Below are 25,000 nucleotides of genomic sequence, written 5' to 3' on the forward strand. Positions count from 1 at the left end.
CGAGGGCGTCGCCAGCGGAGTCACCGTCTAGACGATGGTCCAGGTGTCGCCGGCGTTGAGCAGGTCGTTGAACATCTCCTCGGGAGTGCCGGTGGACTGGGCCTGCGCGTCCAGCACCTGCTTACGGACGATCTCGTCGTAGGACGGGCGCTGCACGTTCCGGAAGACGCCGATCGGGGTGGTGGTCAGCTCGGACCCGGAGAGGCGGGTCAGGGCGAACGCGTACGCCGGGTCGTCGACCGTCGCGTCGTGGACGATCGCCGTGCCGCCCTCCTGGACCTTCAGCCCGAAGCTGCCCTCCGGGTGGACGACCGAGAACTGGTTGTCCGCGCCGAAGGTGATCGGCCGGCCCTGCTCCAGCCGGATCAGGTGCTGGTCACGCGTACCCGCGTCCTTGACCAGGTCGAACGCCCCGTCGTTGAAGATGTTGCAGTTCTGGTAGATCTCGACGAACGCGGAGCCCTCGTGCTCGGCGGCGGCCCGCAGCACCGACTGCAGGTGCTTGCGGTCCGAGTCGATGGTGCGGGCCACGAACGTGGCCTCGGCGCCGAGCGCGAGCGAGAGCGGGTTGAACGGCGAGTCCGCCGAGCCGGCCGGGGTCGACTTGGTGATCTTGCCGATTTCCGAGGTCGGCGAGTACTGACCCTTGGTGAGCCCGTAGATCCGGTTGTTGAAGAGCAGGATCTTGAGGTTCACGTTACGGCGCAGCGCGTGGATCAGGTGGTTGCCGCCGATCGAGAGCGCGTCCCCGTCACCGGTGACCACCCAGACGCTCAGGTCCGGGCGGGAGGTGGAGAGACCTGTCGCGATCGCCGGCGCGCGGCCGTGGATGGAGTGCATCCCGTAGGTGTTCATGTAGTACGGGAAGCGGGACGAGCAGCCGATCCCGGAGACGAACACGATGTTCTCGCGGGGGATGCCGAGTTCCGGCATGAAGCCCTGGACGGCGGCGAGGATCGCGTAGTCGCCACAGCCGGGGCACCAGCGGACCTCCTGGTCGGTCTTGAAGTCCTTGGCGGTCAGCGTCACAGCAACCGGGCTAGCCATTCTTGACCACGTCCTCCAGCATGCTCTCCAGGGTGGCGGCGGTGAACGGAAGACCGTTGATCTGGTTGAACCCAACGGCGTCGACCAGGTACTTCGACCGGATCACCGCGGCCAGTTGACCAAGGTTCATCTCGGGGACCACGACTCTGTCGTACCCCCGAAGCACTTCGCCGAGATTCGCCGGCAGCGGCGAGAGGTGGCGCAGATGCGCTTGCGCGACGGGCAGGCCGCGCTGGCGCAGCGCGCGGCAGGCGGCCCCGATGGGTCCGTAGGTGGAACCCCACCCGAGGACGAGGACGCGCGCGTTCTCCTCGGGATCGTCGACGTCGACGTCCGGAACTCCGATGGCGTCGATGCGGGCCTGCCGGATGCGGACCATGTGCTCGTGGTTCGCCGGGTCGTAGGAGATGTCGCCGGTCTTGTCGGCTTTCTCCAGTCCGCCGATGCGGTGTTCGAGTCCCGGCGTGCCGGGGATCGCCCATGGTCGGGCCAGAGTCTCCGGATCGCGAAGGTACGGGAGGAAGCGCCCCTCCGGAGAATTGGGCGACGTGGTGAAATCCACCGAGAGGTCCGGCAACTCGTCCACGGCCGGCAGCAGCCACGGCTCCGACCCGTTCGCCACGTAGTTGTCGGAGAGCAGGATGACCGGGGTGCGGTAGGTCAGCGCGATCCGGGCCGCTTCGAGGGCCGCGTGGAAGCAGTCCGACGGCGATTTCGGGGCGATCACCGCGAGCGGCGCCTCACCGTGCCGGCCGAACAGGGCCATGTTCAGGTCGGCCTGCTCGGTCTTGGTGGGCATGCCGGTGGACGGGCCGGCCCGCTGCACGTCGACGATCACCAGCGGCAGCTCCAGGGCGATCGCGAGCGAGATGGTCTCGCCCTTGAGCGCCACACCGGGGCCGGACGTGGTGGTCACGCCGAGCGCCCCGCCGTAGGACGCGCCGAGCGCCGCCCCGATCGCGGCGATCTCGTCCTCGGCCTGGACGGTGGTGACGCCGAACCGCTTGTGCTTGGAGAGCTCGTGCAGGATGTCCGACGCCGGGGTGATCGGATAGGCACCGAGAAAGAGCGGAAGTTTCGATCGCACCGCGGACGCCACCAGGCCGAGAGCCAGCGCCTGGTTACCGGTGATGTTCCGGTATGTGCCGGGGCGCATCCGGGCCGGTTTCACCTCGTACCGCACCGAGAAGGCCTCGGTGGTCTCGCCGTAGTTCCAGCCGGCCTGGAAGGCGGTCTTGTTCGCCGCGACCAGATCCGGCCGTTTCGCGAACTTGCGCTCCAGGAACCGCAGCGTGGACGCGAACGGTCGCGAGTACATCCAGCTCAGCAGGCCGAGCGCGAACATGTTCTTGGCGCGCTCGGCGTCCTTCTTCGCGACGCCGGACTCGGCCAGGGCGCCGACCGTCATCGAGGTGAGCGGGACCGGGTGCACCGAGTACTCCCGGAGCGACCCGTCCTCGAGCGGACTGACCGGGTAACCCACCTTCGCGAGGTTCCGCTTGGTGAACTCGTCGGTGTTCACGATGATGTCGGCGCCGGCCGGCAGCTCGGCGAGGTTGGCCTTGAGCGCGGCCGGGTTCATCGCGACGAGCACGTTCGGCGCGTCGCCGGGGGTCAGGATGTCGTAGTCGGCGAAGTGGACCTGAAAGCTGGAGACGCCGGGAAGCGTGCCGGCCGGCGCGCGGATCTCGGCGGGAAAGTTGGGAAGGGTCGAGATGTCGTTGCCGAGCTGAGCGGTTTCCGACGTGAAACGGTCACCGGTGAGCTGCATTCCGTCGCCGGAGTCGCCGGCGAATCGGATCACAACACGGTCCAGCTGCTCGACTCGCTTCGCGGGAGCGGCCACGGTCAACCTCCATAGGACGCGGTCCGGCGGCTTAAGTCTGTCGATGAGCCGGCCCGCACTCGTCAGTTCCACACTACGTCGCCGGTCCTTACGAAGCGGCCCCGAACCGTTGCCCACGGTAGCGGTGCGGGCGAAGTCCCAGCCAGCAATGTCCACCATGCGGCACGTAATTTGCGGTCCCGGTTCGGCTAGGCTCCCCGATCGTGGACGGATATCTCGGTTCGTACGCCACGCTCGGTTTGATGCTCGCCGCCGGAGCGCTGCTGTTCGTGGCCGCGTTCGGGGCGAACCGGTTGCTGCGGCCGGCGCATCCGGCCGAGCCGCTGGGCAAGCGGATCGCGTACGAGAGCGGCATCGATCCGGTCGGCGGCGACTGGGCGCAGGCTCAGATCCGGTACTACGTCTACGCGTACCTGTATGTGCTTTTTGCGGTTGAAGCCGTATTTCTCTTTCCGTGGGCGGTGATCTTCGATCGCCCGGAGTTCGGTGGCGCCGCCATCGCCGAGATGGGCATCTTCGTCGGCGTGCTCGCGCTGGGCATCCTCTACGCGTGGCGTAAGCGCATCCTGACCTGGACCTGAGCCTCCACCGCACGACCGAGGTCGTCATCGACCGGGTGGCGGGCTCGCCACCGGAAAGCCGACATGTCAACATCGTGCGCATGGGTCAGCTTCTGCTCTTCATCGTCGTGGCGCTGGTGGTCGCGACGATCGTCTTCGGCGTGACGGTTCTGCTGAGCGGGGGCGACTCCGGGCTGACTCCGGTCGAGCCCGACGGGCGTGCGGTGCCGCTGCCCAGCGACCGGCCGCTCGGCGAGTCCGACATCGCGGGCACCCGGTTCGACACGGTGTTCCGTGGTTACCGGATGAACCAGGTGGACCAGGCACTGCAGCGGGCGGCGTACGACATCGGCTACAAGGGTGAGCTGATCGGCGTGCTGGAAGCCGAGGTGGCAGCGCTCCGCGACGGCCGGATGGAGGACGCCGACGCGCTGCGCCGGGCCCGCGAGGCCTCCGCGGCTCCGCCGGTGCCGCCCGCCGCGCTCGCGGCCGGCGCCGGGTCCGCGCCGCACACCGACCTGATCAGCAGCGACGACCCGATCGACGAGGTCGCCGGCCTGCCTCCGCACGGCAGGAAGGCCGAGCCGGAGGCCGAAGCAGAGAAGGCCGGAGCGACCGCGGAGAAGACCGGAGCGACCGCGGAGAAGGCCGGAGCGGCGGCGGAGAAGACCGACGACGAGCCGGCGGAGAGCCGATGACCGGTCCGGAGGGAGGCCCAGCCGGCGGTCTCGGCGGCGCGGCGAGACCCGGCATCGGCGAGTTCACCGCCACGGTCATCGTCAACGCGCCCGCTCCCAGGGTCTTCGCCGCGTTCATGAACTGGGAGAAACAGTCGGAGTGGATCCCGTTCACCCGGGTCCGGGTGGTCGACGGTGACGGCGGCGAGGGCAGCCTGGTCGAGGCGGTCACCGCGCTGGGCCCGGCGGTGATCCGGGACGAGCTGCGCGTGGTGAAGGTGAACGCGCCGTACGAGGTGCGGGTGGTGCACTGCGGCAAGGTGCTGCGCGGCCCCGGCTCGATGCGCTGCACCGCGATGTCCGGCGACCGGACCCAGGTGGTGCTGCACGAGTGGTTCCACCTGCCGGCCGGCCCGGTCGGGAAGATCGCCTGGCCGGTGCTCTGGCCCGGCTCCAAGATCGGTTTCACCGGGGCGCTGAAGAAGTTCGGCCGCCTCGTCGAGCAGGGCCGCATCCCATGACCGACCTGATCGTCGGCGACGACGGGCGGGCCCGGTGCTTCTGGGGCGGCAGCACACCGGACTACGCGGCGTACCACGACACCGAGTGGGGCCGGCCGCTCCGCGGTGACGACGCGCTCTTCGAGCGGCTCACCCTGGAGGCCTTCCAGTCCGGGCTGGCCTGGATCACCATCCTGCGCAAGCGTCCGGCGTTCCGGGCCGCCTTCGACGGCTTCTCGATCACCAAGGTGGCGGCGTACTCGGAGGCCGACGCGACACGCCTGATGGCCGACGCCGGCATCGTCCGCAACCGGATGAAGATCGACGCCGCGCTGCACAACGCCAGGGTCGCCGCCGACCTGCCGGACGGTCTCTCCGCCCTGCTCTGGTCGTTCGCGCCCGCCGCCCGGCCCAGACCGGCCACCCGCGCCGAGGTCCCGGCCGTCACACCCGAGTCCACCGCGCTCGCCAAGGACCTGAAGAAGCGGGGGTTCAAGTTCGTCGGACCCACCACCGCGTACGCGTTGATGCAGGCCACCGGCATGGTGGACGACCATCTGACCGGCTGTTGGGTCCCACCGCTCACTGCCTGAAACGCCGCGTGATGAGATGGACCGTATGGCGCAGTGGTCAGTGATCATCCCGGACGAGCAGTGGGCGACCGAGCGGTTGTTCCAGCACGATGTCGTGACGGTGGCGAGCGGGCCGACCGAGGCCGCAGCCGGTGACGAGGTGCTGCTGGTCGCCGAGGACCACGTCGTGGCGCTGGCCCGGGTGGAGAAGGCGGGCAGCGGCGACCTGGTGCTCGGCTACCTGCGGCGGGCGTTCGACGAGCCGGTTCCGGCCGGTGAGCTGGCCGCCGACGGCCCGGTGACAGCGATCGGCGAGGAGCTGTTCCGGCGGCTCTCCGGCCGGCTCACGCCTCCGGCGGACAAGAAGGCGTGGCTGGTCAGCGTGGCGATGCCGATCGAGGCGGTCACCCCGGCCGAGGCGGTGCGCCAGTTCTGGTCGAACGTCGCCGAGCTGGGGCCGCAGGAGCTGCCGACCTATGTCTGGCCCTCCGGCGACGAGCTCGCGATGCAGGCGTTCGTGCTCGGTGTCGAGGCGAACCAGGACCCCGAGGAAGAGGACGAGGAAGAGGAGTGATCCCGTCCCGGCGGCCGCAGCCGCCGGGAAAGGGCCTCAGCGGCCGTTGTAGACCGGCTTCTGCTTCTTCAGGAAGGCGCTGACCGCCTCCCGGTGGTCCTCGGTGGCGCCGCAGATCGCCTGGGCCTGAGCCTCGGCCGCGAGGGCGTCGGAGAGCGTGCCGGCGTCGCCGATGGAGAGCTCCCGCTTGATCGCGCCGTACGCCACGGTCGGACCGGCCGCGAGCCGCGCGGCGAGCTCCTGAGCGGCCGGCAGCACCTGCTCGTCGTCGTCCTTGAGTTGGGTGAGCATCCCGATCCGGGCCGCTTCCTCGGCCCGCACCGGCTGCGCGAGCAGCAGCAGCTCCACGGCCTTGGCGTGCCCGACGATGCGCGGCAGCGACCAGGAGACGCCGCTGTCGCCGGCGAGGCCGACGTTGGCGAACGCCATCAGGAACGTGGTCGACGGCCCGCCGATCCGGAAGTCGGCGAGCAGGGCGAGCGACGCGCCGGCGCCGGCCGCCATGCCGCGGACCGCCGCGACGACCGGCTTGGGCATGTTCGCGAGGCGCTGGGCGATCGGGTTGTAGTGCACCTGAACCGTGTTCAGGTCGGTCGACCCGGCCTCCAGCAGCGCCGCGTGCTCCTTGAGGTCCTGGCCGCCGGAGAACGCCGCGCCGGCGCCGGCGAGGACGATCGCGCGGACCGACCTGTCGCTCTCCAGCTGGGCGAGGGTGTCCCGCAACGCCTCCTTCAGGTCGACGGTGAACGAGTTCATCGACTCGGGGCGGTTCAGGGTGAGCGTGACGACGCCGTCGGTGCGGTCGAGGAGGAGGGTGCGAGTCATGACTCTGAGAATCCCATACGTCCACCACGCGTCGCGGCGTGCAGGCAACGTTCCACGTAGCGATCGGCGGCTGGTCGCAAGCGTGAGGCGTGTTTGTCGAAGAAGCCGGCGGCGCGCACCCCGGGCCACCCCGGGGGCAGGAGCGCGGACGGCAGCTGCGGGTCCTGGAAGAGGAACGACCGCCACGCGTGCACCAGCCGGAACCGGGCCGCGTAAGCCTCCTCATCGGAGCTACGTGCCGTGACCGCCTTGACGACGGGCTGTAGCGACGCCATGAACTCCTCGTAAGACCGTCCGATTTGCCCGAGATCCCAGGCTCGCCGCACTAGATCCGACCCGGACGTGTGGCTCGCGCTGAACCGCTCGTACCCCGCCCCGGCCTCGGCCAGCGCGGCCTCCAGCTCGTCCGAGGCGCGCGCCGCGACCCAGACCTGGTCGCTGAGCGGCCCGTAGCCGAGATAGGAGAGCCGGGCCGCGTCCCGGCGGGCCAGTGGTGGATCGTGGAGGAGGACCATGTCGAACCGGCCGTCCCAGCCGCCACGACCGGTTCGGTACACCCGGCTGGCCGCGTCGTCCAGCCGCCGCGCCGCCTTCGGAGTGAGCAGATAGCCCGGTCCGGACGCGAGACGCAGCGGATGAAGCCAGCCTTGTCGCACCATTCGCGACACTGCTGTACGGACCGCGGGAGCCGCGATGTCGAGCGGAGCGAGTAGCCGCACGAGGGCCGCGACCGGGGCCCGGGAGCCACGGGCGCGCAGGTAATCGCCGTACAGGTCGAAGAGTGCGGACCGCGCCTGCATGACCGCACATTGTGACAGCCCAAAAGACGATATGCTAGACGCTGTCACATCCGCCTGGGCTGGGTTTGGGTTCGCCGGTGTTCATCAGGGAAAATGTTTGATCGGCACGGTGGGCCGCAACGCGTGAACACGTGAAACGGCCTGAGCGGGCCGCCGATCGGAAACGAGCACCGCGTCGCGTGGGGCTGAGCACGTGACGTGGCTGCTGGCATTCCAGGAGCAACTGGCTGTGGGGCAACCCACCAACCCTGACGTAGGTCTGAGGGGAGACAAGATGGCGGCGATGAAGCCGCGGACGGGCGATGGTCCGCTGGAGGTCACCAAGGAGGGTCGTGGCATCGTCATGCGCGTCCCGCTGGAGGGTGGTGGCCGTCTCGTCGTTGAGATGACTCCGGACGAGGCCAACGCGCTGGGTGACGCGTTGAAGTCGATCGCCGGCTGACGTTTCACGCGAGCCCGCCGGTACGGTACCGCCCGTACCGGCGGGCTTTCCACGTCTTACGGAAAGGTCATCCTCCCGTGTTCGCAATCCGCTTGACCGAGGCATCCGACGATGCGGCCACCCGGGTCGTCCCGATCGGCCCGGACGGCCCGTCGCCGGCCGGTGAGCTCGACGCCGAGGTGCACGCGCTGATCAAACAGGCCGACGACGCCGGCGAGACCGGCCGGGTCACCGTGCTGCCCCGGCCGCTGAGCCGCCCGGCCCGGGTCCTGCTCGCCGGGACCGGCGACGGCGACGAGGCCGGCTGGCGTGCCGCGGGCGCAGCGGTGATCCGCGCCGCAGGGGACGACGAGGCGCTCGAGGTGCTGCTGCCGTCCACCGCCGGCGAAGCCGCCCTGCGCGGCCTCGCCGAGGGTCTCTGGCTGGGCGGCTACCGCTATCGCGACGCGCCGAAGCCGGCGCGGTCCGGCGAGGTGCGGATCGTTGCGGCAAACCCGCAGGGGTACGCGGAAGGCCTCACCCGGGCGCAGACCACCGCCGCCGCCACATGGCTGGCGCGGGACCTGACCAACACGCCGTCGTCGGTGAAGAACCCGGAGTGGTTCGCCGAGCAGATCGTCGCGGCCGCCGCGGAGCGCCCGGGCATGACCGTGACCGTCCGGGCCGGAGACGAGCTGTCCCGGTTCGGCGGCCTGCTCGCGGTCGGTGGCGGCTCGGTGTCGCCGCCCCGGTTCGTCGAGCTCGCCTGGAACCCGCCGGGCGCGACCACCCACGTGGTGCTGGTCGGCAAGGGCATCACGTTCGACACCGGCGGCATCTCGATCAAGCCGCGCGACGGCATGAAGCTGATGAAGAAGGACATGGGCGGTGCGGCCGCGGTGGTGGCAGCCACGCTGGGCGCCGCCGACCTGAACCTTCCGGTACGGGTCACCGCGCTCACCCCGCTCGCGGAGAACGCGATCAGCGGCTCGGCGTTCCGCCCCGGTGACGTGATCACCCACTACGACGGCACGACGAGCGAGAACCTGAACTCCGATGCCGAGGGCCGGATCGTGCTGGCGGACGCCCTGGCGTACGCGGCCGAGCAGCTCGCGCCCGACCTGGTGCTCAACCTGGCGACCCTGACCGGGGCGAACGCCGTCGCGCTCGGCAAGCGGACGGCGGCGCTCTACAGCCCGGACGACGAGCTGGCCGCGGCCCTGGCCGAGGCGGGCGCCGCGGCGGGGGAGCGGATGTGGCGGCTGCCCCTGGCCGAGGAGTACGCGGAGAACCTGCACAGCGACATCGCCGACCGGGTCAGCGCGCCGGGCGGCCCGGGTTCGGTGATGGCCGCCCTGTTCCTGCGCGAGTTCTTCGGCGACACCCGCTGGGCCCACCTGGACATGTCCGCCCCGAGCTGGTCGGAGAGCGACGACGCGGACCTGTCCAAGGGCGCCACCGGCTGGGGCGCCCGAACCCTGCTCCGGTACCTTTCGGGACTTTCCCGCACGTAACGGGTGGCACTGCGCCCGCCGAGCGGAGCGAGGCCCGTCAGCTCCTCAGTCAGCCCCGCTTCACGGCGGTTAGCAGGCCGGCGCCTGAGGGGATCACCGCCGGGATCCAGTCCTCGGACTCCCGGATCGCCTTCACCGTCTCGCGGATGGTCAGGGTGTCGACGTCACGGGCGGCCGGGTCGCTGATCCGGCCGTTCGCGTGGGCGCCGTTCACGATCAGCACCCCGCCCGGGCGCAGCAGCCGCAGCGCGGCCTCGGTGCAGGCGGCGAACTCGGTGGTGTCGGCGTCCACGAAGATCAGGTCGTAGGCGCCGTCGGCGAGCCGGGGCAGCACGTCCAGCGCGCGCCCGCTGATGATCCGGGTGCGACCCGGTGCGAAGCCGGCCTCCTGGAAGACCCGCCGGGCGATCCGCTGGTGCTCGTGCTCGACGTCGATGGTGGTCAGGACCCCGTCGGGGCGCATCCCCCGCAGGAGCCAGACGCCGCTCACCCCCGTACCCGTGCCGATCTCGACGACCGCCTTGGCGCTGCCCGCGGCAGCCAGGAGGCGCAGCACGGAGCCCGCGCCGGGCGAGACGCACGGCAGTCCGAGCTCGTGGGCCAGGGCCCGCGCGGTCTGCTGGACCGGGTCCTCGGTGGCGTATGTCTCGGCGAACGGCGTTGATTGCGGCGCCGGCTGACCGAATGAACGAGCGGGACCGATGATGACGAACCTCCGGACGAGCAGTGGTGACGCGCGTGGTCCGGCCACGCACATCGGATAGAAGACTAGAGCGAGCATCACGGGTGATGCACCGCGCCGTCGATGGATAAACCGCCCATGGCGCTCGGCAGCGCGATCGGTGGGAAGGTGGTACCCGGGGATTCCGTGTCATCCTGGGAGTGCTGCGCCGGGCGGACTGAGAGTGGAGGCACCGACGTGACCGACGGCTGGAACTGGCGCCGGCCATCGGGGTCTGCTGCCCCGGGGGCACCCGATCCCGCCTCGCCGTGGTGGTCCGACGCGGCGGCCGACCCATGGCGTGACCCCTACGCGCCGGCGGCGGTGCACGTCGGCACTCAGCCGGTCGGCGAGGTCCCGCAGCCGGAGGTCGTTCCGGACCCCGACGCGCCGCGCCGCTCACTCGGCCCGATTCTCGCGATCTGCCTGGTCACCGCGTTGCTGGCGGGTGGTCTCGGCGGAACGCTCGGCTTCGTCTTCGCGGTCCGCGGCGGCTATGGGAGCAACGGCGGCACGCAGATCGGCGCCAACGCGCAGCCGGTTCCCGAGTCGATGCAGCGGGCGCCGGAAAGCCTCGCCGGCGTGGCCGAGCGGGTGCTGCCGAGCGTCGTGACGGTCCGCGTGACAGGCGCGATCGGCTCCGGTTTCGTCGTCTCCGAGGACGGCTACGTGATCACCAACGACCACGTGGTGGAGGGGGCGAACGACACCATGTCGGTCGCCTTCAGCGACGGCACCACGGCCTCGGCCGAGGTGGTCGGCCGGGATCCGGAATCGGACATCGCAGTGATCAAAGTCGCAAAGTCCGGGCTCTCCCCGGTCTCCCTCGGCGACTCCGACGCGATCGCCGTCGGCGACCCGGTGCTCGCCTTCGGCTCCCCGCTGGCCCTGGTGAACACGGTGACCTCCGGCATCGTGAGCGCGCTGGACCGGCCGATCGAGGCGGGCGAGGCGGGCGGCGCCACGCGGTACTACGCGGCGATCCAGACCGACGCCGCGGTGAACCAGGGCAACTCCGGCGGCCCGCTGGTCAACGCGGCCGGCCAGGTGGTCGGGGTGAACTCGGTGATCCGCTCGGTCGGCGGCACCGACACCGAGGCGGGCAACATCGGCCTCGCCTTCGCGATCCCGATCAACCAGGCGAAACGCGTGGCGCAGGACATCATCGACACCGGCAAGGCCCGGCGTACGGTCATCGGCGCCGAAGTGGTGACCGGGGAGACCGCCGGCGGCGCCCGGCTGCGCAGCGTCGAGCCGGCCGGTCCGGCGGCGTCGGCCGGCCTGAAGAGCGGCGACGTGCTCACCAAGATCGACGGCCACGTGCTGGAGGACGGGACCGACCTGATCGCCCTGGTCCGCAAGTACGCTCCCGGCGCGACAGTCGCCGTGGAGTACCGCCGAGGCACCAAGCCCGCGTCGGCCTCCGTGACCCTCGCCGCAGACACCAACTGACGTCACGGGCGGGCTGCCAACTCACAGCGGGCGTGCGTAGGCTGGAGCCGGGACGCCTGGGAGGCCGGAGCTGTGTTCGAGAATCTGAACTGGTGGGAGATCGGCGCGCTGCTGATGCTGGCGCTTCTGATCTTCGGGGAGCGACTGCCCAAGGTGATCGGCGACGGCATGCGGATGGTGCGCGGCCTGCGGTCGATGGCGCAGAACGCGACGTCGGACCTGAGCCGTGAGCTCGGCACCGACATCCAGCTGGAAGACCTCCACCCGAAGGCGTTCATCCGCAAGCACATCCTCAGCGAGGACGAGGAGGCGACGCTGCGCAAGCCGCTGCAGACGCTCTTCGACGACGTGAAGCAGGACCTCAACGGCGTCAAGACGGAGCTCTCCGACGTGGCGGCGGCGGCCGACATCAAGAGCGCGGCGTCGGCGAAAAGGGCCGCGCCGGTCGAGACTCCTCAACCGGCGCAGCGCTACGACCTCGACGCGACCTGAGCTAGCTGGCTGAGTTAGCTGGCTTCGCTTCGCTCCGCGGCGATTGCCTTGTAACCGGTGAGGGGGCAGGCGATTTCCCGCCACCCGCAAACCCCAAACCCCGCGGGCGTCGAGAAATCACTTGCCCCCTCACCGGCGGCAATCGCTTTTAGCGCTTGGCGTTGACCATGAGGCCCAGCGGCTTGCCGACCAGGGACTCGCGGCGGACGGCCAGCTTGTCGGCGACGCCGTCCAGGGCCTTCGCGGCCGGCGCCTCCGGGTCCGCCAGCACGATCGGGGTGCCGGCGTCGCCGGCCTCACGGACCCGGGTGTCCAGCGGGATCTGGCCCAGCAGCGGCACCCGCGCGCCGACGGTCTTGGTGAGCGACTCGGCGACGGTCTCGCCACCGCCCGAGCCGAAGACCTCCATGCGCGAGCCGTCCGGCAGCTCCAGCCAGGACATGTTCTCCACGACGCCGACCAGGCGCTGGTGGGTCTGCAGCGCGATCGCGCCGGCCCGCTCGGCCACTTCGGCGGCGGCCATCTGCGGGGTGGTGACGACCAGGATCTCGGCGTTCGGCAGGAGCTGGGCCAGCGAGATCGCCACATCGCCGGTGCCCGGCGGCAGGTCGAGCAGCAGCACGTCGAGGTCGCCCCAGTAGACGTCGGCGAGGAACTGCTGCAGCGCGCGGTGCAGCATCGGGCCGCGCCAGACCACCGCGGCGTTGCCGGCCGTGAACATGCCGATCGAGATGACCTTCACGCCGTGCGACTGCGGCGGCATGATCATTTCCTCGACCCGGGTGGGCTTGTTCTCCACGCCGAGCATCCGCGGCACCGAGTGGCCGTAGATGTCCGCGTCGACCACGCCGACGGAGAGGCCCCGCTTGGCGAGTGCGGCCGCGAGGTTCACTGTCACGCTGGATTTGCCGACGCCACCCTTGCCGCTCGCCACCGCGTACACCCGCGTGCGGGAGCCGGGCTGAGCGAAGGGAATGACCGGCTCCGCGGAAGCGCCACCACCGCGCAGCGTGGTCTGCAGCGCCTTGCGCTGCTCCTCGGTCATCACCCCGAAGTTGATCTCAACTCGGTCGATGCTCGGGATCGCGGTGAGGGCGGCGGTGATGTCGGTGGTCAGCTTGTCCCGCAGGGGGCAGCCGGCGACGGTGAGCAGCAGATCGACCTTGACGAGGCCATCGCTGACGGTGAAACCCGAAACCATGCCGAGGTCGGTGATCGGGCGGCGGATCTCGGGGTCGTCAACGGTCGCCAATGCGGCCTGAATGGCGTCCTCGAGCGTCGATGCAGGTGCGGACATGTTTGCCATGCTACGTCGGGCGTCAGGGCCGCTCCTCGTCCCACTCGGCTCGGGCCCGCTTCTCCCGGCGCAGTGCCGCTTCGTCCAGTTCGTCGGCGAGGCGGCCCAGCTCGTTCCGTAGGAAATCCCTGGTGGCGACGTCGCCGAGCGCGATCCGCAGCGCGGCGATCTCCCGGGTCAGGTACTCGGTGTCGGCCTTCTGCATGGCCGCCCGGCGTCGATCCTCCTCCATCGACAGGCGATCTCGGTCGGATTGCCGGTTCTGCGCCAGAAGGATCAGCGGCGCCGCATAGGACGCCTGCAAAGACAAGATCAAGGTCAGGAACGTGAATGTGTACGGGTCGAAGCGCAGATGTTCCGGAGCGAGTGTGTTCCAGGCGAACCACGCGGCGATCACCACCGTCATGTAGACGATGAACTTCGCCGTGCCCATGTACCTGGCGATCCCCTCCGACCAGCGGCCGAACGCCTCCGGGTCGAACTTCGGCAGGTGCACCCGGCCCGGCTCACGCGGCTGGTCCAGGCGATCCCGGCGTGACTCGCTCATGCCGTCGCCTCCGCTTCGCGCTCGCTCATTGCTCCGCCTGCTCGTCGTCGTGGGCGTCGCGATCACGCCAGTCCCGGGGCAGCGAGTGGTCCAGCACGTCGTCGACGGTGACCGCCCCGAGCAGCCGGTGCGCCGAGTCGACCACCGGCATCGCGATCAGGTCGTACGTGGCCATCCGCCGGGTGATCTCGGTCAGCCCGGTTTCGGTGCGCAGCGGGTCGATGCCGCTGTCCACCAGTCCGCCCACGATCGAGGCGGGCGGCTCCCGGAGCAGCCGCTGAAAGTGCACCATGCCGAGGTACTTGCCGGTCGGCGTGGCGCTCGGCGCCCGCGCGACGAAGACCTGCGCGGCGACGACCGGGTGCAGTTCGGGCATCCGGATCCGGGCCAGGGCCTCGGCGACCGTGGTGTCCGGGGTGAGGATCACCGGCTCCGAGGTCATCACGCTGCCCGCGGTGCCGGGACGGTAGTTCATCAGCTGCCGGACCGGCGCCGCCTCCTCCGGCTCCATCAGGTCGAGCAGCACCATCTGCTCCGCTTTCGGCAACTCGGCGAGCAGGTCGGCGGCGTCGTCCGGGTCCATCCGCTCGAGCACGTCGGCGGCGCGTTCCCGGTCCAGCCGGGCCAGGATCTCCACCTGATCGTGTTCGGGCAGCTCCTCCAGCACGTCGGCCAGCTTGCGGTCGCTGAGCGCGGCCGCCACCTCGTTGCGCCGCGCGTCCGGCAGATCCTGCAGCGCGTTCGCCATGTCGGCCGGGCGCATCTGTTCCAGCAGCGCCAGGAGGTTCGAGGTGCCCTGCATGTCGGCCGGGCCGACCAGGCCGCGAACCCGCTCGTAGTCCGCCTGGTAGACGTGGCCGCGCCGGGCCAGCCGGCCGGTGTGCTCGCGCACCGCGACCCGGGTGACGAGCCATTCGGTGTTCCGGTTCAGCTCCATGGCGATGTCCACCACGATCCCGGTGTGGTCCGGGCCCTCGCCGTGCTCGGGGACCACCGTGATCCGGCGGTCCAATAGATCCTCCAGCGCCAGCAGCTCGTTCGGCCGTTTCTCGAACCGGCGCAGGTTCAGGGTGCCGGTGCTCAGCACGACCGACTCGGCATCCATGCTGGTGACCCGCCCGATCGGCAGGAAGATCCGGCGGCGCAGCGCCATCTCGGCGACCAGCCCGACGATCTGCGGCGGCCGGTTCGTGGTGCGCAGCCGCACGACAGCGTCCCGCACCCGGCCGACCCGGTCGCCGTTGGGGTCGAACACCGGCAAACCGGCGAGGCGAGCCAGATAAACCCTCGTCCCCATGGTCACGCCCCCAGATTAGGATAGGTTCCGGACATGTCCACCGTGGCGTACGAGATCGTCGACGTGTTCACCGACCGGCCCTACGCCGGCAATCCGCTCGCGGTGGTCCACGACGCCGAGGGCCTCGCGCCCGACCAGATGCACACGCTCGCACGTGAGTTCAATCTGGCGGAGACGGTTTTCGTACTTCCCCCGGTCGCGCCCGGCGCAACCTACCGAGTGCGCATCTTCACCACCGAGACCGAGCTTCCGTTCGCCGGCCACCCGAGCGTAGGCGCTGCCGTCACCCTGATGCGCCGCGGCGGCTTCCCGCCCGGCGACGTGGTCCAGGAGTGCGGCGCCGGCCTGCTGCCGATCTCGGTGACACCGGCCGGCTCGGCGACGCTCACCGGCGGCACGCCGACCCTCGGCGATCCGCTCGACCCGGTGCCCCTGCTGGAGACCGTCGGCCTGTCGGCCGAGGACCACGCGGGGGGCGAGCTCGCCGCGTCACGTTCGGCCGGGTGCGGCCTGCCCTGGACCTTCCTTCCGGTACGACGGGAGGCGCTCGCCAGAGCCGCGTTGAACCCGGTGGCGGCCAAGGCGTACGGGGTGAGCGGCTTGACCGTCTTCTCCTGGTCGGAGTCCGCCGGGCCGGGTTCCGCGACGCCGGGTTCCGCCGGGCCGGGTTCCGCGGCACCGGCTTCCGGCGGTTCGGCGGGGGAGGCGCACGCTCGGGTCTTCGTGCCGGGCGAAGCGGTCTGGGAGGACCCGGCGACGGGTTCAGCGGCGCTCGGGCTCGGGGTGTGGCTGGTCGCGGCGGGCTGGCTCCCCGGAGAGGGCGTGTCGTCCTACCGGGTGCACCAGGGTCACGAGATCAAACGCCCGTCCCTGCTGGAGTGCACGGTCACGGCATCCGGCGGAGCAGCCACCTCGGCGACGGTCACCGGCCACGTGGTCCCGATCGCGAAGGGCGAGATAGCCATCCCGCCCTTCGTCGGCTGAGCACCGCGCCGCGGCGCGGCCGGGATCAGCGTTTGCGGACTCGGTGGAGGCGGAACGGGCGGCGTGTCTCCACGCGGGCGGGCGTTTCCCGGGGCGGCTCGGCACCCGCCTCGGTGGGCAGCTCGGGCGCGCCCACCGCACTCTCGGCGACGGGCGTCACCCGTACCACGGCGCAGTTGGTCTCTGCCCATCGCGCCACCAGCTCGTCCGCCGAGCCGGGGGCGTTGAGGCGTTTGGCGGCCAGCGCGGGTGCGAGCTCGTTCCACTCGTCGCTGCCCGGGGTCAGCCTGGTCACGGCGGCGTCGGTGGCCACGATCAAGCCGCCGTGATCGCCGCGTAGGCGGACCGTGGCCCGCTGCGACTCGGCGAGCCCGGGTGCGAACTGCTCGCCGGGGCCGCTGACGACGAGGAGCGAGCTCTCGGCCGGCATGCACCACAGCGCGTATGCCGGGCCGTCGCCGACCGAGATCCAGGCGATCGCCGCTTTTTTGATCGCCTCATCGAGCACGCCAGAGGTCACCGGGCCATCCTGTCAGACCCGGTTCACCGCTGCCCGGCGCCGGCCAGTGCCGGAGTGTGCCGTAGCAGGCCGAGGACGTCGGTGAGGGAGCGCACGGTTCGGCCGGCGAAGTTCGTGTCGGCGTCGAAGACCAGGTGACGCGCCAGGTCCGGCGCGGCCAGCCGGACCGGTGTCATGCCGACGGCCGCGGCGCCGGTGAGTTCGTGGCTGCCGCCGTCGCCGACGTAGAGGCAGTCCGCCGGCGCCACGCCCAGCCGGTCGCAGGCGGCCAGGTAGATCTCCGGGTCCGGCTTGCAGACGCCGAGCTCGACCGAGTAGATCTGAGCGTCCAACAGCGGCGCCACCGGGAGGCCGGGCAGGAAGGCGGGTAGTTCGTGGGTGCAGTCGCTGATCACCGCGGTGCGCACGCCTCGGCCGCGGATGGCGGTGAGCGCGCTGACCGCATCCGATCGGAGCTGGGTGTCGGCGCGCAGCGCGTCGATCCGGGCCGGCATGGCGGCTCGGATGGCGTCGGGGCGTGGCCGGCCACCGGCCTGTTCGATCACCCAGCGGAGCGTGGCCTCCGCCGAGCCGTAGCGTCCGCAGGCGCGGGCCCGGAAGGTGCGGTCGAGGACGCCGGTGACGGCCTCCGGGTCGGCACCGAGCGACCGGGCGATGTCCGCGTGCTGGGGTCCGCGCTGGACAGAACGGGTCAAGGTGCCGAAGAAGTCGAACACGACCGCACGGTACGCGGACATGTAAATCGGCCTCCCGGTCATCGGGGGAAGAGAACGGCTGAAGAACCGTCGGTGACTGTAGCCACTCCGTCACTGTCCGCCAATAGGAATGTGCAACTTGCGGACTACGTCTCTGCAAGAAGCGACGGCCGGGGATGAATATGCGCTCACCGCGTCAAGACGACGCTCCGACGACCCGTACCCATGGGGTGGCGATGCCGCCGCCCACCACCGTGCTCGCGCTGGCCGTGGCGATCCTGGCGGTCTCCTCGTCCGGCCCGCTGATCGCCTTCGCGGCGGCGCCCGCGATAGCTGTCGCGTTCTGGCGCAACGCCCTCGCGACGGTCGTCCTCACGCCCGTCGCGCTGACGTCCCGGCGTGCCGAGGTGTCCGAAATCGTCCGGGGCGCACGACGGCGTGACGGCCTCTTCTGCGTGCTCGCCGGTGTCGCCCTCGCCGTCCATTTCGCGACGTGGATGCCGGCCGTCCAGCTCGGCTCGGTCGCCACGGCCACCGCGCTGGTCGCCACCCAACCGGTCTGGCAGGGCTTGATCGCGGCCGTGCAGGGCCGGCGCCCGTCCGCCGCCGGCTGGCTGGGCATCGGGCTCGCGGTCTCCGGCGCGGCCTGGGCGACCGGTGCTGACCTGGGCGTCTCCAGCCAGGCGGTGCTGGCCGACGTGCTCGCGCTGCTGGGCGCGATGGCGGCCGCCGTCTACACGGCGCTGGGCGAGCGGGCCCGGTCGGCGCTGAGCACCACCACGTACACCTGGATCTGTTACGGCACGTGCGCGGTGATCCTGCTGGTCGGCTGCCTGGTGTTCGGGGTGGATCTGAGCGGTTACGACACCGGGACCTGGGCCGCGATCCTGGCGCTGGTGGTCGGCGCGCAGCTGCTCGGGCATTCGATGTTCAGCTACGCGCTCCAGCACACGTCGGCCACCGCGGTCAGCGTGCTGATCCTGCTGGAGGTGCCGGGCGCCGCCCTGATCGCCTGGTGGTGGCTCGATCAGCAACCCAGGCCGGGTTCGCTGCCGGGTCTGGCGCTGCTGCTCGCCGGCGTGGCGGTGGTCATTCTCGGCGCCGCACGGGCCGGCCGGTCGACACCGGCACCTTCCTGATTGTCCCTTTCGCAGTCATTTACCGACAAAGCACTTCCTCAACCGCAAACTTCCGATGGGGTACGGGTTCAAGCCGTCACCCGGAGCCCCGTGCCGCTCGTTTGTCCAGCGATCGGGGCCGCCCGGAGACCGAGGGGGTGTGATGCGTCGCGATCGGATCGCCGGGCTGCTCGTCGCCGGCACTCTGGTCCTCGCCGTGCCCGGCTGCGGCGGGCTCGACGGCCTCGGCGGGCTCGACGGCCTCGGCGGGCTGAGCGGGCTCGGCCGGGCGGACGGCCCGGACCGCACCGGGCTGAGCGGGCTCGGCCGGGCGGACGGCCCGGATCGCACCGGGCTGCTCGGCGGCTGGAGAACCGCCGGGTGCGCGTTCGCCCGGTCACCGCGGCACGCCGTCGTCGCGAACAACGTCCGGACGCCGTTCACCCCGCCCCGGCTCGCCGCCGCCATGGAACGGATCGACAGCGGCGGCCGGGAACGGTTCCCGCAGGCCTACTCGGGCATCGAGATCGACCAGAAACGGGTACGGGCCGTCGTCTACCGGGTGCCGTCCGCCGGTTTCGACGACTTCGTCCGGCGCAGCGCCGAGGGCAGCTGCATCGTGGTCCGGGACTCCGCGCACGCCGTCGCCGAGCTCGCCGGCTGGCACGACCGGATCGTCGCCGACCTCCACTACTGGGCGGGTCAGGGAGTGCGGATCGTCACTGTCGGCAGTCGCCACGACGGCGCCGGGGTGGAAATCGGCACACCGGATATTGATCAAGCTCGTCGCCTGCTGCCCGCGCGGTACGGCGTCGCGGCGCCGCTCGTCCTCGTCGAGGAAGGCCCGGTCACGCCGCTGACCAGCGGTCGGCCGAGCACGCCCGAATCCGGCGGCTGACCGTCGAGGGCTGTCAGAAAAGTGTCAGCGGTGCCAGGTCCGGGATGCTGCGCTCCTACGCCACGGTGACGTAATGTTTGCCCCGGCTTCCGGGACCGGGCAGGATCGCCGCATGGTCTTCGACGCACGTTCCGCCGGGGGCAGTCCGTCCCGGCGTGACGCCACCCGCCCCGCAGACGGCCGTCCACCCCGTTCCGGCGCTCCCGGATCCGACCCCGAACGGACCGCCGAACCGGACATGATGGAAATCGTGGAAGCGGAGATCGAAGAGACCGGCGAAGCCCCGGTCACCATGCGCCTCGACGGGAAGGTCGCGCTGGTCACCGGCGCCGGCAGCCCGGACGGCATCGGGTACGCGACGGCCCGTCGCCTGCGCAACCTGGGCGCTCGCGTCGCCATCGTGTCCACCACCCGGCGCATTCACGAACGGGCCTCCGAGCTCGGCGTGACCGGTTTTGTGGCCGACCTGACCGACGAGTCCGAGGTCGGGGCACTCGCCGACGCGATCGCCGACCAGCTCGGTGACGTCGAGGTGCTGGTGAACAACGCGGGGCTGGCGAGCCGTACCAGCCCGGAGGTCCTGCGGCCCGTCGCTCAGCTGACGCTCGACGAGTGGAAGGCTGAAATCGATCGGAACCTGAGCACCGCGTTCCTGTGCAGCCGCGCGTTCGTCAGCGGCATGGCGGAACGCGGCTGGGGCCGGATCGTCAACCTGGCCGCCACCGCCGGCCCGGTCAACGCGCTCCCCACCGAGGCGGCGTACGCGGCGGCGAAGGCGGGAGTGGTCGGCCTGACCCGCGCCCTCGCCATGGAGCTGGTCGCCGACGGAGTCAACGTGAACTGCGTGGCCCCGGGCACGATCTACACCGCCGCGTCCACGGTCACCGAGATCAAACAAGGCCTGGGTACGCCGATCGGCCGCCCCGGCACCCCGGACGAGGTGGCCGCGGCCGTGGCGTTCCTCTGCTCACCGGCAGCGTCCTACATCACCGGCCAGATGCTGGTGGTGGACGGCGGCAACAGCGTCCGCGAGGCCCAGTTCCGCTAGCCGTCGTCCCCGCACCCCCGCGTGTTGAGTTCGGGTGCGGAGCGTGCCCCAATTCGACACGCGGTCCTGGTTCCCCTCGCGTGTGTGGAGTTGGGGTGCGGAGCGTGCCTCAACTCGACACGCGGTCCTGGTTCTCCTCGCGTGTGTGGAGTTGGGGTGCGGAGCGTGCCTCAACTCGACACGCGGGTTGGGTCAGGGGAATTTTGTCAGCTGGGCGGCTGCTCGTTCGACGGCCAGGCAGCGGTCCTCCACGTAGTCCATGCCGGCCTCCTCGGCGATCCTCCTCGCCTCGGCGGACGCGATGCCGCTCTGCAGCCACACCGCCGGCGCCTTGATGGCGGCCGCCTGGCGGACGATCTCGACCGCGTCGCGGGACGGCCGGAAGATGTTGACCAGGTCGACCGGCTCGGGCAGGTCGGCCAGTGTCGGCACGGTCGGGACGCCGAAGATCTCGTCGACGAACGGGTTGACCGGGATGATGCGCCAGCCGTGGCGGAGCATCTGCAGCGGAACCGTGTGCGACGGTTTGTAGGGCTCTCGGGAAGCTCCGACGACGGCGATGACCGTCGCGTCTGCCAGGATCTGCTGGGCACTCCGCATGCATCAACCTTAGCCACCGCGCACGGTGGCGCACCGTGCGCTGGGCGGTGCGTCGCCCCGCGGTGGTGCGTCGCGCCGCGGGGATGCGCCGCGCCGCGGGGATGCGTCCCGGGCGGAGCGCCGCAGGGGTGCGTCCCGGGCGGAGCGGCGTCCCGGTCGGAGCGCCGCGGGGGTGCGTCCCGGGCAGAGCGGCGTCCCGGGCCGAGCGCCGCGCCCCGAGCCCCCCGCTCGGGGCGCGGCGAGTTCTGCGGGCCGAGCGCTTACAACAGCGTCAACTGGTCGGCTCGGGGACCGCCGGTTGGCGACGGCTCGGTGACGCGGCGGGCCTGGGCCGCGTCGGGGCGGTGCAGGCCGTGGCGGCGGGCGGCCATCCGGACCCGGGCGGTCACCTCGTCCTGGTAGGCGCGCCGCGAGTACGACCCCTTGCCGAACAGCTCCCGGTATCGCGGCAGCAGGTGCGGGTGCTCGCGGGCGATCCAGGACGCGTACCACTCGCGGGCGCCGGGGCGCAGGTGCAGCGGCAGGGGCGTCACGCTGGTGGCTCCGGCGGCCGCGATGGCGGCGACCGTCTCGTCGATGGAGTCCTCGGTGTCGGTGAGGCCGGGCAGGATCGGCGCCATCAGGACGCCGATGGAGAAACCGGCGTCGGTCAGGCGGCGGATCGCGTCGAGGCGGCGGCGTGGGCTCGGGGTGCCGGGCTCGGCGGAGCGCCAGACCTGCTCGTCGACGAAACCGACCGAGTAGGAGAGGGCGACACGGGTGACCTCGGCGGCCTGGCGGAGCAGGTCGAGGTCGCGCAGGATCAGCGTGCCCTTGGTGAGGATCGAGAACGGGTTGGCGTGGTCGCGCAGGGCGGCCAGGATCTCCGGCATCAGGCGGTAACGGCCCTCGGCGCGCTGGTAGACGTCCACGTTCGTACCCATCGCGATCGGAGCGCCGGACCAGCGTGGGGCGGCCAGCTCGCGGCGGATCAGGTCGCCGGCGTTCACCTTGACCACGATGCGGGTGTCGAAGTCGTGGCCGGCGTCGAGGTCGAGGTAGGTGTGCGTGTTGCGGGCGAAGCAGTTGTGGCTGACCACCCCGTCGGCGATGAAGTCGCCCGTGCCGGTGGAGATGTCGAAGAGCGGCAGGGTGAGGCCGAGGTCCTCGATGTCGACGACGGTGAGGCGGCGGTTGGCCCGCACACCGACCCCGGACGCGTCCAGCGGCGCGGCGGAGGCGCCGGTCATGTGCCGGAAGCGCAGCGCCGCCTCGAGATGCCGCTCGGTCTCCACCCGATCCGACCCGGGGCGGACGGCGGCAGAGCGGACGGCGGCAGAGCGGACGAAGGCAGAGCGGCCGACGCCGGGGCGGACGGGCTGGCGGGTGGCGAGGCCGAGGTGGGAGAGGGCCTCGGCGACCCGGCCGAGGTAGACCGGGTCGTCGCTGGTGAAGACGACGGCCAGCCGCTCGGTGTGCCCGACAGCGCTGAAGGCGCCGGCCAGAAACCCCCTGTACCACTCGCCGGTGGGCAGCTCCGGCCAGCGCAGGGCCTCGGTGAGCGGGATGTCGTCGAGGTAGCCGTCCGCGCGGACCCAGGCGTCGCCCTCCCGGGCCGTGCCGCCGCCGGAGGCGTCACCGCGGACCAGGCCGCAGAGGAAACCCGTCTGGTAGTCGGGGGACTCCTTGGGTGGCTCGGCGAACCGGCCCACCCCGAACATCAGGTCGCCGACCGCGAGGGCGGGCAGGTGCGCCTCGGTGGGGCTGACGTGCCGCCAGCCGCGGTCGGTGAGGAAACGGTGGTCGCCGCTGGACACCAGACGTGTCCCGTCGGAGAGGGTGACCCGGAACGCCGGCTTGCTGGTGGCCCAGTGGTCGAGAACCGTGGTCGGCACGTAGCGCCGGTGCGGCCCGGCGCCCATCGTGCCCATCACCGCGTCGCCGGGGCGGATCTGGGCGAGCGGCCGGGTCGAGCCGTCGGCGAGCAGGATCGGGGTGTCGCCGGCCAGGCAGTAGGTGCACGCGTGGGAACAGCCACGGTACGGGTTGACGGTCCACTCGAACGGCACCCGGGACTGGCCCGGCACCCGGTTGATCAGCGATTTCGCCCGCACCTCGTAGAACGTCATCCCGGCGAATCCGGGGGTGTCGAAGGTGCGGACGGTGGCGCCGGGCAGCGCCAGCGGCAAGGGTGGAGCCGCCGGCGCTGCCCTGCTGAGCAGCGACTCGTCGTCGGGGGGAGCCGACAGATGAGACCATCGCATGGCGGATATTCGAACACACGTTCGACGGCCTGTCCATGACCTTTCTCGAACGGATGTACGTGTCGTGGGTGGCCGGAAAACGCGTACCCGGAAGATCTGAACAAGAAGGCCCGCGGACCGAACCGGTCCGCGGGCCTTGATGTCTTGCCGGGTCAGCTGCGGCCGGCGGCCGTCGCCTCGGGCTCAGCCTTGGCGGACTCGCCGTGGGCGCCCTTGCGGTGTGCGGCGATCTGCTCGCGCACCTCGTCCATGTCGAGCTGCTCGACCTTCTCGATCAGGCTCTCCAGCGCCGACTCGGGGAGTGCGCCCGGCTGGGCGAAAACCACGACGCTGTCGCGAACGGCCATGATCGTCGGGATGGAGCGGATGTCGAACTTCGCGGCCAGGGCCTGCTCGGCTTCGGTGTCCACCTTGCCGAAGGTGATCTCGGGGTGTTTCTCCGAGGACCGCTCGTAGGTCGGTGCGAAGCGGACGCAGGGCCCGCACCAGCTGGCCCAGAAGTCGACCAGGACGATGCCGTCCTTGCCGGTGACCTCGTCGAAGTTCGCTGCGGTGAGCGCAACCGTCGCCATGATGCCTCCGTCTGCGGGAATCGCTTTCGTCCGGTGAAACTCCTGGTACCCAACTCTCATTCCCGCGTGAGGCGCCGGTACACGTGTCGTGCGGCACTCCGCCGGAGTTGATCTGGGCAACTCATCGTAACTGAAAGTAGGCGGACGGTGTCGGATTGCCGACTCGAACGAGCGGCACCATCCGCGCCGGTTGCGACTATCTAGCCCATTTGTCCAGCCTGTGAGTCCGCTGTGGGAGCGCGCCCAGGCGTCAGATTAATAGGAAACAAAGTTAAATGTGACCTGGCTCACACCTGAAAGTCCTTCACATGGATACGGACCGTAAGGCAAACTCTTTCCCAACAGAGCGTGGGCGGCGGGTGCCGGGGAGGGCCCCGCCGCTCATTGCGTCTCCTGCCGGTGATCAGATCCCGGCAGCGGAACGACCGACGGGCGACGACCGTCGCAGGATGAGTAGCCTAACGCCCCATGATGGCGGGCGAGGATCATTTGACCGAGGTCGGTGTGGGCCCGTGGCCCGGCGACTGGCCGGTCGGCGAGCAATACGATCCGGAGCTGCTCGAGCAGGGCGACCGCCGCAACGTCGTGGACCGGTACCGGTACTGGACCCGGGAAGCCGTGATCGCGGATCTGGACGAGCGGCGGCACGACTTCCACGTCGCGATCGAGAACTGGCAGCACGACTTCAACATCGGCACGGTGGTCCGCAACGCCAACGCGTTCCTCGCCGCCGAGGTGCACATCGTGGGCCGGCGGCGGTGGAACCGGCGCGGTGCCATGGTCACCGATCGTTATCAGCATGTCCGGCATCACCCGGACATCGATGATTTCGTGGCCTGGGCCGCCGAGGCCGGCCTTCCCATCGTCGGCATCGACAACCTGCCGGGCTCGCGTCCGATGGAGACCACCACCCTGCCGCGGCGGTGCGTGCTGCTCTTCGGCCAGGAGGGCCCGGGCCTCTCCGGCCCGGCGCGGGCCGCGTGCGACCAGATGTTCTCGATCGCACAGTACGGGTCCACGCGCTCGATCAATGCCGGTGTCGCGAGCGGCATCGCGATGCACGCGTGGATCCGGGCGCACGCGACCCCGCCGCCGGCCTGACTCGCGGGCTCCGCCGGCCGGCCCGCGTTCGGATATCGCCCGGGAGGCCTCATCCGCCGGCCTGACACGCTGATGAAAA

The 25,000-nt window shown here is 70.9% G+C and carries 27 protein-coding genes; 14 read left to right on the plus strand and 13 right to left on the minus strand.

Going from position 1 to position 25,000, the window contains the following annotated elements; translation table 11 throughout:
• Positions 1 to 27 precede the first annotated feature (27 nt).
• Positions 28 to 1,047 (minus strand): 2-oxoacid:ferredoxin oxidoreductase subunit beta, encoded by a 1,020-nt coding sequence (locus AB0F72_RS16550; protein WP_360431154.1) that lies wholly within the window; start codon positions 1,045 to 1,047, stop codon positions 28 to 30.
• Positions 1,040 to 2,893 carry a 2-oxoacid:acceptor oxidoreductase subunit alpha gene (locus AB0F72_RS16555; RefSeq protein ID WP_360431157.1) on the minus strand — a complete coding sequence of 618 codons (1,854 nt, stop codon included), beginning with the start codon at positions 2,891 to 2,893 and terminating at the stop codon, positions 1,040 to 1,042. Before AB0F72_RS16555 ends, AB0F72_RS16550 begins: the two co-directional genes overlap by 8 nt.
• Before the next feature lie 203 nt (positions 2,894 to 3,096).
• Between AB0F72_RS16555 and ndhC the strand changes: the two genes are divergently transcribed.
• From ndhC to AB0F72_RS16580, 5 genes are all read left to right on the plus strand, one after another.
• Positions 3,097 to 3,474 (plus strand): NADH-quinone oxidoreductase subunit A, encoded by a 378-nt coding sequence (ndhC, locus tag AB0F72_RS16560; protein ID WP_360431160.1) that lies wholly within the window; start codon positions 3,097 to 3,099, stop codon positions 3,472 to 3,474.
• 80 nt (positions 3,475 to 3,554) lie between these two features.
• The gene (locus AB0F72_RS16565) at positions 3,555 to 4,151 is read left to right on the plus strand and encodes a DivIVA domain-containing protein (protein ID WP_360431163.1); all 597 of its coding nucleotides are present in this window, start codon (positions 3,555 to 3,557) and stop codon (positions 4,149 to 4,151) included.
• Positions 4,148 to 4,651 carry an SRPBCC family protein gene (locus AB0F72_RS16570; RefSeq protein ID WP_360431166.1) on the plus strand — a complete coding sequence of 168 codons (504 nt, stop codon included), beginning with the start codon at positions 4,148 to 4,150 and terminating at the stop codon, positions 4,649 to 4,651. Before AB0F72_RS16565 ends, AB0F72_RS16570 begins: the two co-directional genes overlap by 4 nt.
• The gene (locus AB0F72_RS16575) at positions 4,648 to 5,223 is read left to right on the plus strand and encodes a DNA-3-methyladenine glycosylase I (RefSeq protein WP_360431169.1); all 576 of its coding nucleotides are present in this window, start codon (positions 4,648 to 4,650) and stop codon (positions 5,221 to 5,223) included. The genes AB0F72_RS16570 and AB0F72_RS16575 overlap by 4 nt, the downstream gene beginning before the upstream one ends.
• 25 nt (positions 5,224 to 5,248) lie before the next feature.
• The gene (locus AB0F72_RS16580) at positions 5,249 to 5,776 is read left to right on the plus strand and encodes a hypothetical protein (protein WP_360431172.1); all 528 of its coding nucleotides are present in this window, start codon (positions 5,249 to 5,251) and stop codon (positions 5,774 to 5,776) included.
• A 36-nt stretch (positions 5,777 to 5,812) separates the two neighbouring features.
• Here the strand turns inward: AB0F72_RS16580 and AB0F72_RS16585 are convergent, their stop codons facing one another.
• A complete protein-coding gene (locus AB0F72_RS16585; protein ID WP_360431175.1) occupies positions 5,813 to 6,601 on the minus strand; it encodes an enoyl-CoA hydratase-related protein in 789 nt (262 codons plus the stop codon).
• Positions 6,598 to 7,401, minus strand: coding sequence for a PaaX family transcriptional regulator C-terminal domain-containing protein (locus tag AB0F72_RS16590; RefSeq protein WP_360431178.1), 804 nt, complete (start codon positions 7,399 to 7,401; stop codon positions 6,598 to 6,600). The genes AB0F72_RS16585 and AB0F72_RS16590 overlap by 4 nt, the downstream gene beginning before the upstream one ends.
• A 274-nt stretch (positions 7,402 to 7,675) precedes the next feature.
• On the opposite strand from AB0F72_RS16590, the gene AB0F72_RS16595 reads away from it, so the two are divergent.
• A complete protein-coding gene (locus tag AB0F72_RS16595; RefSeq protein WP_014447667.1) occupies positions 7,676 to 7,843 on the plus strand; it encodes a DUF3117 domain-containing protein in 168 nt (55 codons plus the stop codon).
• 77 nt (positions 7,844 to 7,920) lie between these two features.
• Positions 7,921 to 9,336 (plus strand): leucyl aminopeptidase family protein, encoded by a 1,416-nt coding sequence (locus tag AB0F72_RS16600; RefSeq protein ID WP_360431180.1) that lies wholly within the window; start codon positions 7,921 to 7,923, stop codon positions 9,334 to 9,336.
• A gap of 49 nt (positions 9,337 to 9,385) precedes the next feature.
• Here the strand turns inward: AB0F72_RS16600 and AB0F72_RS16605 are convergent, their stop codons facing one another.
• Entirely contained in the window at positions 9,386 to 9,940 is a 555-nt protein-coding gene (locus tag AB0F72_RS16605; protein WP_360431265.1) for an O-methyltransferase, read from the minus strand.
• Positions 9,941 to 10,255: 315 nt separating this feature from the next.
• Here AB0F72_RS16605 and AB0F72_RS16610 point away from each other — a divergent pair, with 315 nt between their 5' ends.
• Together AB0F72_RS16610 and AB0F72_RS16615 are read left to right on the plus strand one after the other, a co-directional pair.
• On the plus strand, positions 10,256 to 11,509 hold the full coding sequence (locus tag AB0F72_RS16610; protein ID WP_360431183.1) for a trypsin-like peptidase domain-containing protein: 1,254 nt from the start codon (positions 10,256 to 10,258) through the stop codon (positions 11,507 to 11,509).
• Positions 11,510 to 11,581: 72 nt separating this feature from the next.
• Positions 11,582 to 12,001, plus strand: coding sequence for a preprotein translocase subunit TatB (locus AB0F72_RS16615; protein WP_360431186.1), 420 nt, complete (start codon positions 11,582 to 11,584; stop codon positions 11,999 to 12,001).
• A gap of 148 nt (positions 12,002 to 12,149) precedes the next feature.
• On the opposite strand, the gene AB0F72_RS16620 is transcribed toward AB0F72_RS16615, so the two are convergent.
• The 3 genes from AB0F72_RS16620 to AB0F72_RS16630 are packed head-to-tail and all read right to left on the minus strand — an operon-like array spanning position 12,150 to position 15,148.
• Positions 12,150 to 13,298, minus strand: coding sequence for a P-loop NTPase (locus tag AB0F72_RS16620; protein WP_360431189.1), 1,149 nt, complete (start codon positions 13,296 to 13,298; stop codon positions 12,150 to 12,152).
• A gap of 22 nt (positions 13,299 to 13,320) precedes the next feature.
• A complete protein-coding gene (locus tag AB0F72_RS16625) occupies positions 13,321 to 13,845 on the minus strand; it encodes a DUF1003 domain-containing protein (RefSeq protein ID WP_360431192.1) in 525 nt (174 codons plus the stop codon).
• 25 nt (positions 13,846 to 13,870) lie between these two features.
• The gene (locus tag AB0F72_RS16630; protein ID WP_360431195.1) at positions 13,871 to 15,148 is read right to left on the minus strand and encodes a CBS domain-containing protein; all 1,278 of its coding nucleotides are present in this window, start codon (positions 15,146 to 15,148) and stop codon (positions 13,871 to 13,873) included.
• 27 nt (positions 15,149 to 15,175) lie between these two features.
• Here AB0F72_RS16630 and AB0F72_RS16635 point away from each other — a divergent pair, with 27 nt between their 5' ends.
• Positions 15,176 to 16,126, plus strand: coding sequence for a PhzF family phenazine biosynthesis protein (locus AB0F72_RS16635; protein ID WP_360431198.1), 951 nt, complete (start codon positions 15,176 to 15,178; stop codon positions 16,124 to 16,126).
• A gap of 25 nt (positions 16,127 to 16,151) precedes the next feature.
• Here the strand turns inward: AB0F72_RS16635 and AB0F72_RS16640 are convergent, their stop codons facing one another.
• Together AB0F72_RS16640 and AB0F72_RS16645 are read right to left on the minus strand one after the other, a co-directional pair.
• Positions 16,152 to 16,646: a hypothetical protein gene (locus AB0F72_RS16640; protein WP_360431201.1), complete on the minus strand. Its 495-nt coding sequence runs from the start codon at positions 16,644 to 16,646 to the stop codon at positions 16,152 to 16,154.
• A gap of 23 nt (positions 16,647 to 16,669) precedes the next feature.
• Entirely contained in the window at positions 16,670 to 17,383 is a 714-nt protein-coding gene (locus tag AB0F72_RS16645) for an HAD family hydrolase (RefSeq protein ID WP_360431204.1), read from the minus strand.
• Positions 17,384 to 17,577: 194 nt separating this feature from the next.
• Between AB0F72_RS16645 and AB0F72_RS16650 the strand changes: the two genes are divergently transcribed.
• The 3 genes from AB0F72_RS16650 to AB0F72_RS16660 all read left to right on the plus strand — a co-directional run bounded on the left by AB0F72_RS16650 (position 17,578) and on the right by AB0F72_RS16660 (position 20,405).
• Positions 17,578 to 18,480, plus strand: coding sequence for a DMT family transporter (locus AB0F72_RS16650; RefSeq protein ID WP_360431268.1), 903 nt, complete (start codon positions 17,578 to 17,580; stop codon positions 18,478 to 18,480).
• A gap of 142 nt (positions 18,481 to 18,622) precedes the next feature.
• Positions 18,623 to 19,357 (plus strand): hypothetical protein, encoded by a 735-nt coding sequence (locus tag AB0F72_RS16655; RefSeq protein ID WP_360431207.1) that lies wholly within the window; start codon positions 18,623 to 18,625, stop codon positions 19,355 to 19,357.
• Positions 19,358 to 19,469: 112 nt separating this feature from the next.
• Positions 19,470 to 20,405, plus strand: coding sequence for an SDR family NAD(P)-dependent oxidoreductase (locus tag AB0F72_RS16660; RefSeq protein ID WP_360431210.1), 936 nt, complete (start codon positions 19,470 to 19,472; stop codon positions 20,403 to 20,405).
• Between the two features lie 192 nt (positions 20,406 to 20,597).
• On the opposite strand, the gene AB0F72_RS16665 is transcribed toward AB0F72_RS16660, so the two are convergent.
• The 3 genes from AB0F72_RS16665 to AB0F72_RS16675 form a co-directional block, all read right to left on the minus strand.
• Entirely contained in the window at positions 20,598 to 21,005 is a 408-nt protein-coding gene (locus AB0F72_RS16665; RefSeq protein ID WP_360431213.1) for a CoA-binding protein, read from the minus strand.
• A gap of 260 nt (positions 21,006 to 21,265) precedes the next feature.
• On the minus strand, positions 21,266 to 23,248 hold the full coding sequence (locus AB0F72_RS16670; RefSeq protein ID WP_360431216.1) for an intein-containing Rv2578c family radical SAM protein: 1,983 nt from the start codon (positions 23,246 to 23,248) through the stop codon (positions 21,266 to 21,268).
• A gap of 152 nt (positions 23,249 to 23,400) precedes the next feature.
• Positions 23,401 to 23,820: a thioredoxin domain-containing protein gene (locus tag AB0F72_RS16675; RefSeq protein WP_360431219.1), complete on the minus strand. Its 420-nt coding sequence runs from the start codon at positions 23,818 to 23,820 to the stop codon at positions 23,401 to 23,403.
• A gap of 471 nt (positions 23,821 to 24,291) precedes the next feature.
• Between AB0F72_RS16675 and AB0F72_RS16680 the strand changes: the two genes are divergently transcribed.
• Positions 24,292 to 24,921, plus strand: coding sequence for an RNA methyltransferase (locus AB0F72_RS16680; RefSeq protein ID WP_360431271.1), 630 nt, complete (start codon positions 24,292 to 24,294; stop codon positions 24,919 to 24,921).
• The last annotated feature ends 79 nt before the right edge of the window (positions 24,922 to 25,000 follow it).

The organism is Actinoplanes sp. NPDC023936 (genome assembly GCF_040639325.1).
GTDB lineage: Bacteria > Actinomycetota > Actinomycetes > Mycobacteriales > Micromonosporaceae > Actinoplanes.

Coding starts and splice junctions, on each gene's coding strand:
- AB0F72_RS16675 (WP_360431219.1), bottom strand. CDS start 23,820: ATGGCGACGGTTGCGCTCACCGCAGCGAACTTCGACGAGGTCACCGGC.
- AB0F72_RS16660 (WP_360431210.1), top strand. CDS start 19,470: ATGGTCTTCGACGCACGTTCCGCCGGGGGCAGTCCGTCCCGGCGTGAC.
- AB0F72_RS16665 (WP_360431213.1), bottom strand. CDS start 21,005: ATGCGGAGTGCCCAGCAGATCCTGGCAGACGCGACGGTCATCGCCGTC.
- AB0F72_RS16645 (WP_360431204.1), bottom strand. CDS start 17,383: ATGTCCGCGTACCGTGCGGTCGTGTTCGACTTCTTCGGCACCTTGACC.
- AB0F72_RS16595 (WP_014447667.1), top strand. CDS start 7,676: ATGGCGGCGATGAAGCCGCGGACGGGCGATGGTCCGCTGGAGGTCACC.
- AB0F72_RS16585 (WP_360431175.1), bottom strand. CDS start 6,601: ATGACTCGCACCCTCCTCCTCGACCGCACCGACGGCGTCGTCACGCTC.
- AB0F72_RS16565 (WP_360431163.1), top strand. CDS start 3,555: ATGGGTCAGCTTCTGCTCTTCATCGTCGTGGCGCTGGTGGTCGCGACG.
- AB0F72_RS16670 (WP_360431216.1), bottom strand. CDS start 23,248: ATGCGATGGTCTCATCTGTCGGCTCCCCCCGACGACGAGTCGCTGCTC.
- AB0F72_RS16575 (WP_360431169.1), top strand. CDS start 4,648: ATGACCGACCTGATCGTCGGCGACGACGGGCGGGCCCGGTGCTTCTGG.
- AB0F72_RS16680 (WP_360431271.1), top strand. CDS start 24,292: ATGGCGGGCGAGGATCATTTGACCGAGGTCGGTGTGGGCCCGTGGCCC.
- AB0F72_RS16635 (WP_360431198.1), top strand. CDS start 15,176: ATGTCCACCGTGGCGTACGAGATCGTCGACGTGTTCACCGACCGGCCC.
- AB0F72_RS16655 (WP_360431207.1), top strand. CDS start 18,623: ATGCGTCGCGATCGGATCGCCGGGCTGCTCGTCGCCGGCACTCTGGTC.
- AB0F72_RS16650 (WP_360431268.1), top strand. CDS start 17,578: ATGCCGCCGCCCACCACCGTGCTCGCGCTGGCCGTGGCGATCCTGGCG.
- AB0F72_RS16580 (WP_360431172.1), top strand. CDS start 5,249: ATGGCGCAGTGGTCAGTGATCATCCCGGACGAGCAGTGGGCGACCGAG.
- AB0F72_RS16620 (WP_360431189.1), bottom strand. CDS start 13,298: ATGTCCGCACCTGCATCGACGCTCGAGGACGCCATTCAGGCCGCATTG.
- AB0F72_RS16625 (WP_360431192.1), bottom strand. CDS start 13,845: ATGAGCGAGTCACGCCGGGATCGCCTGGACCAGCCGCGTGAGCCGGGC.
- AB0F72_RS16570 (WP_360431166.1), top strand. CDS start 4,148: ATGACCGGTCCGGAGGGAGGCCCAGCCGGCGGTCTCGGCGGCGCGGCG.
- AB0F72_RS16550 (WP_360431154.1), bottom strand. CDS start 1,047: ATGGCTAGCCCGGTTGCTGTGACGCTGACCGCCAAGGACTTCAAGACC.
- AB0F72_RS16590 (WP_360431178.1), bottom strand. CDS start 7,401: ATGCAGGCGCGGTCCGCACTCTTCGACCTGTACGGCGATTACCTGCGC.